This window comes from Corynebacterium ulceribovis DSM 45146, from assembly GCF_000372445.1.
In the GTDB taxonomy this organism is placed as follows: domain Bacteria; phylum Actinomycetota; class Actinomycetes; order Mycobacteriales; family Mycobacteriaceae; genus Corynebacterium; species Corynebacterium ulceribovis.
In genome coordinates this window covers 1,011,920-1,023,709 of record NZ_AQUY01000001.1, presented here as the reverse complement: position 1 = coordinate 1,023,709, position 11,790 = coordinate 1,011,920, and the positions used below count along the sequence as shown (strand labels likewise).

12 protein-coding genes are annotated in these 11,790 nt (G+C 58.5%); 3 read left to right on the top strand and 9 right to left on the bottom strand.

The annotated features are described in order from the left end of the window. Positions 1-42 precede the first annotated feature (42 nt). Both A3EC_RS0104720 and A3EC_RS0104715 read left to right on the top strand, forming a co-directional pair. Entirely contained in the window at positions 43-747 is a 705-nt protein-coding gene (locus A3EC_RS0104720) for a TVP38/TMEM64 family protein (protein WP_018024025.1), read from the top strand. Positions 748-864: 117 nt separating this feature from the next. After that, positions 865-1,443: a hypothetical protein gene (locus A3EC_RS0104715; protein WP_018024024.1), complete on the top strand. Its 579-nt coding sequence runs from the start codon at positions 865-867 to the stop codon at positions 1,441-1,443. A 21-nt stretch (positions 1,444-1,464) separates the two neighbouring features. Here the strand turns inward: A3EC_RS0104715 and A3EC_RS0104710 are convergent, their stop codons facing one another. Genes A3EC_RS0104710 through A3EC_RS0104700 form a run of 3 tightly spaced genes read right to left on the bottom strand, consistent with a single transcriptional unit; the run spans position 1,465 to position 4,126 of the window. Further along, positions 1,465-2,838, bottom strand: coding sequence for an SPFH domain-containing protein (locus A3EC_RS0104710; protein ID WP_018024023.1), 1,374 nt, complete (start codon positions 2,836-2,838; stop codon positions 1,465-1,467). Between the two features lie 3 nt (positions 2,839-2,841). Continuing rightward, positions 2,842-3,276: an NfeD family protein gene (locus A3EC_RS0104705; RefSeq protein ID WP_026162221.1), complete on the bottom strand. Its 435-nt coding sequence runs from the start codon at positions 3,274-3,276 to the stop codon at positions 2,842-2,844. Between the two features lie 10 nt (positions 3,277-3,286). After that, positions 3,287-4,126 (bottom strand): DUF3097 domain-containing protein, encoded by an 840-nt coding sequence (locus tag A3EC_RS0104700; protein WP_026162220.1) that lies wholly within the window; start codon positions 4,124-4,126, stop codon positions 3,287-3,289. 34 nt (positions 4,127-4,160) lie between these two features. On the opposite strand from A3EC_RS0104700, the gene A3EC_RS0104695 reads away from it, so the two are divergent. Next, positions 4,161-4,985, top strand: coding sequence for a hypothetical protein (locus tag A3EC_RS0104695; protein WP_026162219.1), 825 nt, complete (start codon positions 4,161-4,163; stop codon positions 4,983-4,985). A gap of 16 nt (positions 4,986-5,001) precedes the next feature. On the opposite strand, the gene A3EC_RS0104690 is transcribed toward A3EC_RS0104695, so the two are convergent. The 6 genes from A3EC_RS0104690 to A3EC_RS0104665 form a co-directional block, all read right to left on the bottom strand. Then, entirely contained in the window at positions 5,002-6,057 is a 1,056-nt protein-coding gene (locus A3EC_RS0104690; RefSeq protein ID WP_018024019.1) for a ferrochelatase, read from the bottom strand. Positions 6,058-6,066: 9 nt separating this feature from the next. Continuing rightward, positions 6,067-7,074, bottom strand: coding sequence for a VWA domain-containing protein (locus A3EC_RS11340; protein ID WP_018024018.1), 1,008 nt, complete (start codon positions 7,072-7,074; stop codon positions 6,067-6,069). A gap of 8 nt (positions 7,075-7,082) precedes the next feature. Beyond that, complete coding sequence (locus tag A3EC_RS0104680) at positions 7,083-7,970, bottom strand: DUF58 domain-containing protein (protein ID WP_026162218.1); 888 nt, start codon at positions 7,968-7,970, stop codon at positions 7,083-7,085. Between the two features lie 18 nt (positions 7,971-7,988). Then, positions 7,989-8,951 carry an AAA family ATPase gene (locus tag A3EC_RS11335; protein WP_018024016.1) on the bottom strand — a complete coding sequence of 321 codons (963 nt, stop codon included), beginning with the start codon at positions 8,949-8,951 and terminating at the stop codon, positions 7,989-7,991. Positions 8,952-9,026: 75 nt separating this feature from the next. Then, positions 9,027-10,769: a DIP1281 family NlpC/P60 protein gene (locus tag A3EC_RS0104670; RefSeq protein WP_018024015.1), complete on the bottom strand. Its 1,743-nt coding sequence runs from the start codon at positions 10,767-10,769 to the stop codon at positions 9,027-9,029. Between the two features lie 399 nt (positions 10,770-11,168). Then, positions 11,169-11,645, bottom strand: coding sequence for an Rv1476 family membrane protein (locus A3EC_RS0104665; RefSeq protein WP_018024014.1), 477 nt, complete (start codon positions 11,643-11,645; stop codon positions 11,169-11,171). Positions 11,646-11,790 lie beyond the last annotated feature (145 nt).

Below are 11,790 nucleotides of genomic sequence, written 5' to 3'. Positions count from 1 at the left end.
ACCTCCGAGCATACGGACTTTCCGGGAAGTAGGATTGGGTAAATGTTCAAACGGGTAGTGCACAGCAGGTTCGGCGATTTCGTCGCCACCGTCAGTGCTGACCTGTGGGCTACTTTCCTCGGCTGGCCGGTATGGAAACGGCTTGCCGCCATCACTGCCCTTCTCACGGTCGTTGCGGCGCTACTGTTTTGGGACTTCCCTTCCGCAATCCAGATTCGGGCTTGGGCTGACACACTCGGCTGGGCCTTCCCCGCCCTGTTTATGTTGACGTATGCCACCATTGTGCTGTTTCCAATCCCTCGTACCGTCCTGACGCTGCTTTCCGGATTCCTCTTCGGCCCAGCCCTCGGCATTGCGGTAGCGATGACCGCAACCACGGTATCGGCTGTTGTGGCGTTAGTGGTGGTTCGTCGCCTCAGCGGCGGCTGGTTTGCCCCGCATCTGAACCACCCCGCGATTTCCGGTCTGAATGAGCGCTTGGAGCGACGTGGTTGGCTTGCCGTCGGTTCGTTGCGAATGATTGCGGCCGTGCCCTTTTCGGTACTGAACTACGCCGCGGCGCTGACATCGATTCGGGTGGTGCCGTTTGCCATCGCCACAGCCATTGGGTCATTGCCCGGTACAGCAGCGACCGTTTTGCTTGGTGACGCTTTGACCGGCGACGTACGCCCAGAAAATCTCATTGTCACCGTCGTACTATTCGCCTTCGGTGGCTTGGGGCTGTACATAGATTCGAAGTTGCCGTAACTGGCGGGATAGCCGGTATTCTCGCCGACGAGTGCTGCACAACTGGCGCGCCTTCGCGGCCCAGTCAAGGGTACAGCGTAGACTTACGGTATTGATTCTCTGTTTAATGGAGGGCGTATGTACGCGGTTTACGCACGCTATCGGGGGCCAGGTCGGCGCCGCGCAGAACTTGTCTCGGCTTCAGCTGCCGCGCTGAGCGGGATGGCTGGCTGCGAGAATATTCGCGTTGTCGATGTGGACAGCATCGTCGGGACGATGGATTCCCCGATTTCGACCACAGCTTTGCTGATGGCCTTAATTTCCGCCAAGCATTGGGCGATCGGGATTTCGGTAGCGAACCCGGCTTCGATGCCGGACGCGGAATCCCTGGAAGCCGCCGCTAAGGAACAACTGACGGGTGTTCCGCGGGCCGGGTCCATCCGCGCGGCTGTGTTGGGCGCCCGACCGGATGCGCAAAGCCGTGCAAAGGACATTATGGCGGTGTTTGCGCTGCTGCAGCATGTGTTGGCTCGCCGGTCGCCACAGGGGCGTGAAGCGACCGCATTGATGCGCGATGGCTGGTCCCAGATTGAAGCAGCTGCGGAACTAGGCATCACCAAACAAGCAATGAGCCAGCGTCTTGCCGCGGCGGGTTGGCACGCGGAAGAAGCTGGCTGGCGTCTTGCGGTTAATGTGTTGGAGCGAGCTGCTGGTTAACCCAGCGGCGCTCCACCACGTTTAGGACTGTGGGTATTCCCAACCCCTGCTATTTGGGTCTGGGTTAGGTTGACCAAACTGTGGCGGCTGAACCGAGTCGCCCTGCTGGAATGGCTGACCTTGCGGAGACTGCGGATCCTGAGGAGTCTGTCGAGCTTGCTGCTTGGTTTGCGGTTGCATCGGTTGCACTGGCTGCGCAGCTTGCGCGGCTTGGATTTTCTGCGCCGACAACGCAGACTTTTGCTCCAGCTCAGCAGCAGATGACTTCTCTTCCTTCTTGGACGGCTTCGACTTCAACAAATCATCTTCGTCGACTGGCCGGTTGGCGACCTCCGATGCAGCCTGCACCGCGGCGGCCACTTCTGGGTTGCGGGCGGTATCGAACCAATCCGACTCGTCAGTGTCAGCCTGTTCCTTGACTTCTTCGTCCACCTGCGGTGGCTCGTAGCGGAACACGCCGTCGTCACCCTTGTTCGCGTAGGAACGCACGAACTGCTCAAGGGAGTCACCGAACTGCGATGGGACAACCCACATGGCGCCGCCTTCAGCCATCTTCGGCAGTTTCTCCAGGTACTGGTAGGCCAGTACCTCTGGGGTCAGCTTCGCGGAGCGGATAGCAGCGTTGACTTTTTGAATGGCACGCGCTTCACCTTGCGCACGCAAGTAGGTTGCGGCACGTTCACCTTCGGCGGTCAGCATCATGGACTGACGTGAACCTTCAGCAGCCAAAATCGCAGCATGCTTATCACCTTCAGCAGCCAGAATCTGCGACTGCTTGCGGCCTTCAGCGGTGCGAATGTCTGCTTCACGCTGACCTTCCGCAGTCAGAATCATGGCGCGCTTTTCTCGGTCTGCCTTCATCTGCTTTTCCATTGCCTGCTGAATGGATGGTGGCGGATCAATAGCCTTCAGCTCAACGCGGGCAATGCGCAGACCCCAGCGCGAGGTCGCTTCATCCAACTCACCGCGCAGGCGACGGTTAATGAACTCACGGGAAGTCAACGTCTGTTCCAAGGTCATGCCACCGACAACGTCACGCAGCGTTGCAGTGGTGATCTGCTCGACACCGAAGATGTAGTTTTCCACACCATAGACCGCACGAGCTGGGTCGTTGACCTGGAAAGTCACAACGGTATCAATCGCGACAGTCAAGTTGTCTTGCGTAATGACAGCCTGTGGCGGGAAGCTCACTAGCCGTTCACGGATGTCCACTTTTTCCCGAACCCGGTCGATAAATGGGATCAGGAAGCCAATGCCGGCGCTGATGTCGTGGGTGTGCTTACCCAGTCGTTCAATCACCGCTGCCGAACCCTGCGATACCACGATGATCGAACGAGACACGATCACGATGGCCAGGACTGCGAGCAAGATCAGGAAGATCAGAAATGGCGACACGGTTTACCTCTCTTTCCAAACAATTGCAGTATTACCTTCAATACGGATGACCCGTACCACTTCGTCTACAGACAATGGCGCACCGGCGGTCAGTGCGCGAGCGGACCACACGTCTCCGCCGAGGCGGATGAGCCCAGAGTGATCGTCCACCGGCTCCAGTACCAGCGCGGTTTTGCCCTCTAAGGCTTGTGGCCCAGTCTCAAAAGTCGGAGTGTGCCTATCCATTGCCCGTTTGAGAAATGGGCGCAGGCCAACTAACAACGCGATCGAAGACACAACAAATACCGCAACTTCGACCCACAATGGGACACCGACCAGAGCCAACGTCGCGGTAATCGCCGCTGCTAGTCCAAGCATCAAAAGAGAGAAGTCGCCTAGCGCCAAAAGCTCAGCTAGGGCGAGTACAACTGCTCCGATAAACCATAAAAGTGCACCCATAAAACCCAACTTAGTCGAAATTCAGGTGGGGTTCAGTGACAAAGTCGATCAGCCGTTCTACAGCCCCAATCAGGGAGGAGTCCAAGTCGCGGAAACTGTTCACTGCTGAATACACTCGCATCCAACCATCGGAGGGGTCACCCCACCCCAGCTCCTCGCACACACCGGTTTTCCAGTCGGTGCCATACGGAATCGTTGGCCACTGCCGAATGTGCACGGCTTTCGGTTTAACCGCTTCCCAAATGTCGATATATGGGTGTCCGGTGACCATCACATGCGGACCTAATGATTGCGTTAGCTTCATTTCCTTGGTGCCTTCGACCAAGTGGTCGGCCAACACTCCCACCCGACGTTTTGGCCCCGGTCCGAACTCTGCGAGCCGTTCGGGAAGGTTGTCCAGCCCTTCGAGGTATTCCACGACTACCCCATCGACCCGCAGGTCATGACCCCAAATCTTCTCCACGATCGCGGCGTCGTGAATACCTTCCACCCAGATGCGCGATGGCAGGGCCACTTTCGCTTCGACACCTTCGACATAACGAGACCCCGATCGCGACCGTTTCGATGCCGTCGATTTCGGCGGCGCATATTTCGTCAGCGTCGTTGGCACGCCTTCCACCAAGAATCCGCCGGGCCGTAGTTTGAACAGCCGGTTGCGGCCGCGACGGTCTTCCAGCCGGATGAAATCGCCATCGTAGGTCTTTTCCTGACCGATAATCGCGCCCACCCAACCAGTGGCGATATCTTCCACCACCATTCCGGGCTCCGCTGGCAGCGTTGGATAGGTCTTGGGCGCCTTTCGTTTATGCCCGCCTAAAATGTCGTAACCGTAGCGATCATCCATACTCATGGCTGTCCACGTTAGCCGCTAAACTAGAGCAATTATGGAACGCACGTCCGTCACATCTGTTCGGTCACCCGCCCAGGGCATGTCGTTGTGGCTTGCTGCATGGCTTTATGGCAGGTGCAGTTACGATGAGCTTATTGACGCAATGGCCGACCTCGGAGGGCCACATACGACAACGCTTGAGTGGGGCGACACTGTCGAAGGCGCGGAGTTTCTTCGCTTTCTTCGGAAGCAGGTCTCAATCCCGCTGTCCGGACCAGGCGCTGTGGCAAATCCGGAAGCTGAGCCAATCCTCCGGTTAGTGATGTCGGGGCCAGGTGATGCTCCCGCACTTCCCGCTGGCAGTTACGCGGCTGGTGCTGCCGCGCGATCTGGCGCTGCCATTGTCCTGACTGATGCCGCTGAGCCCGGCCTGTACCAAGTGTTGGCGCCGCAAAGTTTGGATTCAGGCACGCGGTGGCATCGGTATGAAGTAGACGGCCCACTGCCTGCGTTGCCGCACCTATCTCCTGGGGAAGCTGACCTTGCGCTTTCTGATGCTGTCCGCAGCGCCGCGAAGTTGGTACAACAACGGCACCCGGTTTCGCTGCGGGGAGTCAGGTCTCCTCGCTTGACTGTTGGGGCGCTATCGGATGTGCTGGCTATCCCAGGGATGCCGGACGATGTCCCAATTCGCGCGCAACGGCTCTTCGCACGCGCTGACCAAGTCGACGCGATCTTGGAGGTAGCGGCTAACGCTGGTAGCCATTCCCACGCCCTTGACCCAGAGCTATTGCCACTGCGGCGCACCGTTCGGGCCGCCAGAATCGTCGGGGTGGATTACACGCAGCGGGAATGGATCCGGCAGGCCGCCACCGCCTAGCTGTTCGGCAACTGAGTTAGCTTCGGCGGCGGGCTGGAACGCAACAGTCCGTGCCACATAGTGCACCGTTCACGCCAGCGCCGAACTGGGGTGCTTGACCTAACCGGCGCGCGGGCGCACCTTCGGTCTGTTCGTCAATAAGCTCCACAATCATCTTGGCGAAGCTGGCGGTTAATCCTGGGGTGGCGGCGCGGGCGACGGTGACTCCCAGCGGTGCTACTTCCTCGACGAGTTCGGTGTCGAGGTCCCAGACCACTTCGATGTGATCGGTGATGAAGCCAATCGGACAGACGATGACGGCCTTGGTGCCTTGGCTTGCCAAGTCCTGAACATGGTCGACAATATCTGGCTCCAACCACGGGATATGCGGCGAACCCGACCGTGATTGCCACACCACATCAAACTCGGCAGTATTCGCAGCCGCTGCCACTAACGCAGCTGTCTCATGGACCTGGCGGGAATACAGATTGCCACCGAGCTCGGCTGGACCGGAAGCATCATCGGCGCTGTTAGGCACTGAATGTGCGGTAAACACCAACCGCGCCTCGGCTTGCAGCTCATCCGGCAAGGACTGGCGTGCAGCAGTCACTGCGGCCGCGAACTCCGTCACCAGCAACGGATGATCATGAAAACCACGCAGCTTCTGCAGCTGCACCGGCGGCAAACCCGACTCCTGCAAATGCGTCAAACCACGCAGCACATCCTCGTGATACTGGCGGCAACCCGAGTAACCGCCCCACGCGGAAGTGGCAAACACCAACGCATTGCGCACGCCGTCGCGGGACATCTGCGCCACCGTGTCCTCCAGCATCGGATGCCAGTTGCGGTTCCCGAAGTACACCGGCAACTCCAGGCCGCGGGCAACTAGCTCCTGCTCGACATTTCGGATAATCTCTCGGTTCTGATCATTGATCGGCGAGCGGCCACCCAACTTGTAGTAGTGCTCCCCGACCTCATCGAGCCGCTCCGGCGGGATGCCACGGCCGCGAGTGACGTTCTCCAAAAACGGCCGAATATCCTCGGATTTTTCCGGGCCACCAAAAGACAGCAGTAACAAAGCGTCGTAAGTCATAGCAACATGCTACTTGGTCGGAATCATTCGACGGCCGCCGATTGCCCCCGTCACCACCTGACTGCGAGCCAGCAGCCCAGCAACTGCAACAAACAATGCTGCCGCGCTACCCATCATCCACGGACGCGGATTTTCCATCTTCTTCCGCTCATAGCCAATCTGATCATCCAATTCCGAGTACACATCACGAAGCTTGGCCAAACTGTCAGCCGTAAACGCTGCACCATCGGAACGTTTCGCAATCTCCGCCAAGGATTCATCATCAACCGGAACTGGGATCCGCTCGCCGTCGATGTCGACAAAACCCGTCTGGGTGCCGAAAGAAATCGTATTAATCGGTACCCCGACTTCCTTGGCACTGTCAGCTGCGGTATATGCCCCGCGTGGATCATCCAATGACGGCGGCAACGTCTGTTTACCGTCACTAAGCAGCACAATCTGGGCTGGCGGCGCCCCTTCGACACCAGCTAAGGAGTTGCCGAACTGCTCAATCGAATCCAACGCAGTAAACAATGCATCGCCGGTAGCGGTCGCAGGTCCCAACTTCACATTGGCCAACGCCCGAGACACCGACTGATGGTCCTGCGTGGGCGCAACCAGGTTCTTGGCATTACCTGAAAAAGACACCAAACCTAAGTTAATGCCTTCAGGAAGGCCCTCCGCGAACTCCGCACCGGCCTTTTGAGCAGCATCGATCCGCGACGGCTCCACATCGGTCGCTTCCATGGAATACGACACATCCACCACCAAAATGACGGTGGCACGATTGCGGGCAACATTCTTCTCCACCTGCGGACCAGCAAGCGCCACCGACATCAACGTCAACGCCACAATGGCGGCAATCGGGGCGATATGCCGCGTCCAACGCGGAAGATTTCGCGCGGCCTTGCCGGCGACCTTGAAGTTGGAGAAGACCACCGCGCGCTGCTGAGAACTACGATCCACAATGAGGTAGCCAATCAGACCGGCAATCGGAATGACCAGCAGAAAAAGCCAGTTGGGATAAGCGAAATCCATGGATGCTCCTACTGTCGAATCGAATTGCGGGCAATCTGATGGGCGAAGTCCACGACCCAATCGCGGTCAGTGCGGAGCGTAACTACTCGGGCGCCGGCAGCACGGAGAGCTGAATGCACGTCGGCGCGATGACGGGCGGCAGTCTGGGCGTAGTTCGCCCGAGCCTCATCCGTGACGATGATATCGACAACTTCTCCGGTCGCCGGATCCTGCAGCCGGACTGGGCCATCACCTGGCAGCTGTTCATCTGCTGGGTCAATTAACTCGATGGCGAGCACATCACAGCGCTGGTGCAGCGTATTCAGTGCATCGACCCACGTAATATCCCCGAGGAAGTCACTGATGACCACAGTCATCCCCGTGCGGTGAGCGGTGCGGGCCAGCCGAGTAATTGGCACAGACAAATCCGACTCGCCCGAAGTAGCAGCCTGCGCTGCTATTAACCGGCGAATATGGTTCCGGCCGCTGCCCAATGGCACCACCGTTGACCCCGTTATCAGCCCCACCCGGTTACCCGTGCCAGGGACATCGCTGAGATACGCCACTGCCGCACACGCCGCAGTAGCCAAATCAGCTTTGGTGACAGCGGCCTGGCCAGTACCAAACCGGGCGCCCGTGTCGACGATAATCTGCACTTCAAGCTCTCGCTCCGCGACTGTGTCGCGCACATGCGGGGTGTTTGTCCGGGCCGTCACCGACCAGTCCATGCGGCGGACATCGTCGCCGATTTCATACTCGCGAGCAGTACCAAACTCACTGCCCACCCCCACTGCATTCGACAAGAAATTGCCGCGCAGTAGTCCATCAAGACGGCGAGTGACCGTCAGCTCTAGCTCGCGGAGCGTATGGGCAAAATTCTTCTCACCGGATAAGTCCGCCATCGAGGATTCCGACATATTACTGTGCGATACCCGTTACTGCGTGACGTTCGGCAGCCGGACCGTCCGCAACAGCTGCTCAATAATCACGTCAGGGCTGATTTCGTCAGCAAGCGCCTCATAGGACAGCACCAACCGGTGACGCAGCACATCCGGCACTACCTGAACCACGTCTTCGGGGGTGACGTAATCACGGCCGGACATTAAGGCCAACGCCCTGGCCGCGGAAATAATGCCGAGTGACGCGCGTGGTGAAGCACCATACGACAGCCACCGGTTCACGTCATTGAGCTGCGCAATCATTGGCTTACGGGACAAGTCAATTAGCGCGACCACGTAATCGACCAGCGAGTGGTGCACAAACACATTCTTTGTTTGCGCCTGCAACGCCAACACTGTGTCGGTATCCAAAATTTGGGCGGCCTCCGGCGGGGTTGACCCCATCCGGTAAATGATTTCGCGTTCCTCCGACGCCGTCGGATAATCCACCACCAGCTTGAACAGGAAACGGTCACGCTGAGCTTCCGGCAGTGGATACACACCCGCATTTTCAATCGGGTTTTGCGTCGCAAGAACCATATATGGACGCGGCACCGGGTAGGTTGTGCCGCCAAGCGAAACCTGCTGCTCCGCCATCACTTCCAGCAGCGCCGACTGCACTTTCGCCGGGGCGCGGTTAATCTCGTCGGCAAGCAGCACATTCGCCATCACTGGGCCGAGCTCAACATCAAAACTCTCATCAGACGCGCGGTAAATGCGGGTACCGAGGATGTCCGACGGCACCAAATCCGGGGTGAACTGAATGCGGGAGAAGCTACCGCCGATGACTTTTGCGAAGGTGGACACCGCCAGCGACTTCGCCACACCTGGTACACCCTCCAACAACACGTGGCCACCGGCCAGCATGCCCACCATCATGCGTTCGACCAAGCGGTCTTGCCCCACAATGACTTTCTTCATCTCCACAACAGCGCGTTGTACTGGGAGGTTGTCAGTCACAGGCAAGTCCTTTCGGTGGAAATAGAAAACGCTGCAGCAAAGCGTTAGTTTGCTACAGCGCAGAATACCGGAGAATTACACGAGGCGAACAACGTTCGGAGTCATGCCGTTCCAACGAACAGGCACAACCTGGACGTGACCGCCAGACTGCGGCGCCTCAATCATGGTGCCGTCACCAAGAGCAATCGCAACGTGACCGTGACCATTCGGGCCGTAGAAAATGAGGTCACCGCGCTGCATCTGAGACGCTGGCACTTGAGTTCCGCGCTGGTACTGGTAGCCAGTAAAGTGCGGCAAGTCGATACCCAGTCCGGCGTAGGCATAGAGCGTCAAGCCAGAGCAGTCGAAACCAATCTTGTTGAAGTCGCCGTGGCGGTCAGCAACACCGCCGTCTCGAATACCCTTCGTTGGGCCAGAAGCGTTGCCGCCGCCCCATGCGTATGGCTGGCCGATCTGCCCCATTGCGCGGCTGATGACAACTTCAATCTGCTCGGCGCGGGACATGCCTGCCACACTTGGCGCCACAGAAGTGCCAGAGTCCGACTCTGGGGTGGCTGGCACGGAGGTGGTGTCCGTTGCCTGTTCCACGGTGGCTTCCGGGGTTGCTTCTGCATCCGAGTCACCGCTGGTTGGGGCGTCAGTGTCTGTAGATGGCTGCTCAGGGATGGTGATGCCATCTGGAGTGTCGGCCTCAATATCGTTGGCAGCTGGGAATGGGTTTTCCAGGTCGGTGTGGTCGAGCTGACCTTCAGCCAGCTGGTTAGCGACATCAAGCGCAGTGTTCAGCGCGTCGGTCAGCGCGTCTCCCACAGCGGCATCAGTGCCTTGGGTGTCTTGGGCACCCTGGCTGCCCTGCTCTGCTGGCGCTGGCGCTGGTTCTTGCGCCGGAGCTGGTGCTGGTGCCGGAGCTTGAGCTGCGGGTTCGTCTGCTGGCGCAGGTGCTGCAGGTTCCGCTGCTGGTTCCGACTTTTCTTCTGACTTCTTCTCGGCAGTAACTACCGAGTCGGCTGCCTCCTGCGCAACGTCATTCTCGCGTTGCTGCTGAGCCGCAGGCGAGGCGTTCGGCTCCGACTCAATCTTCGCGATGGCTTCACGTGCTGCCTTGAGCTTTGCCTGCGCTAGGTCACGGTCGGCGATCGCTTTGTCGCGTTCCGCGATGACCGTTTCTAGGTCCTTTTCCGCGGTGGTGAGTGCGGTTTCGGCAGTGGTCTGGGCGTCCTTAGCTTTGCCTTCTGCCATTTCGGCGTCGGTGCGGGCGACGCGCAGCTGAGATTCCTTGTTGGCTTGCTCGGTGCGCTTTTGGTCAAGTTCATCGATGACCTTCGCCTGCTTTTCAGCGTCGCCTCGCAGGAAGCTGGCGCGGTCCAAAGCATCGCCAACATTGTCTGCGCCGGCATACATTGGTTGGCCGGCCGTTGCGCCATTTTTGAACGCGGACTGTGCGATCTTCGAGAACTCAGACTGGGCGCTGAGTACATCTTCGTCTGCAGTGGTCAGTGCCTTCCGCGCCTCTTTGGCGGTCAGGCGAGCCTTCTCCGCAGCAACTTGTGCGTCTTTGAGGTCGACTAGGGCCCGGTTGACCGCTTCTCGGAGCGTGCCGAGGTTCAGTTCCAGTTCCGATGCTTGGTTTTCCTTGGCGGTCGCGGCCTTCACCAGTTGGCTAAGCGTGGATTCGCTGCTTCCGGCCACTTCCCCGTTGGCCGGTGCCGCATGCGCGAGTGGAGTGGATGTGGCGATCAGGACAGTTCCGATTGCCGCGGCTAGGTGACCCGAAACCTTCTTCCACCGTGGGCGGCGGTACTTAACGTGCGGTTCCACCGATGCTCCTCATTTCTGAGACAGGACTTCCACGGCGATAGGTAGCGCAAACGAGCGTGAACTCCTTCCCCAGAACTCACACTCACATCACGGGTTGATTTCTATCGCTTTGGGCTCAGGGCGCCCAAGTGGATAGTCAAGCCTCTTTAGCTGACAACAGCACCGTACGACACTGGAACACCGAACACCACAAGAGTCACATGCGTAACAACAGAAACGTTTCCGGGTATCGAAATAAATCCGTTATCTGCCTGCGCTTTTACTTCCCCGTAACGACATGTGTGAATTGCGTCACATTTATGACAGTGTTACCCCGATTGCATAACGGCCGCATAACTATTTTGCGGCAGGGTCAAGGATTAAACCTTGACGTAAAGTTTTAATGTTGCGGTTGGCTCGCTACCGGACCTTGTGGGCTTGTCGACGAATAGCGGCGGCGCACACTGCGATAATTGCCGCGACCAGTACCAACGCCCCGACGTTCAGCGCGTTCCATGGCACATTGGAATGCGCTTCAAGGTTCTTTACATACGTTTCAAAGCCGGTGACATAGTCCGGGTGCTTCAGCATTCGCGACTGGGCAACTTCAAGTTCAGCGCGGGAGTACTCCATTGAATGGGTCCCCGCTCCGCCTGGTGTCCGGATGACAATTGTCTTGCCGGTTTCTTCTGCCACTGCGGTGGCGATGTCGCGAGTATCGGCCCTAATGCGCGGAGCCGTATCGAGCACAACCACGCCAACATTCGTGACGCCGCTTTCCGATGCGTCACCAAGCACCTTCTGAATCGCGGAATCGAGGGCGGGGTCGGTGGTGGCTACACCATCTTCATTCACTTCTGCTGAAAGAGAAGCGATGTCAATCTCTGAAGGGATCATGTGCCTAGTTCCTCTGTGATTCCACTGCGCGGGGGTGGGGTCAGGTGGTATTCAAATCTCTACGAAGTTAACTGCACTTACGTTGGAGTGATGCCTGTGGCCTGCCCCATCCGGGTGTGTTCTGCGATTATCAACGGGAATTCCG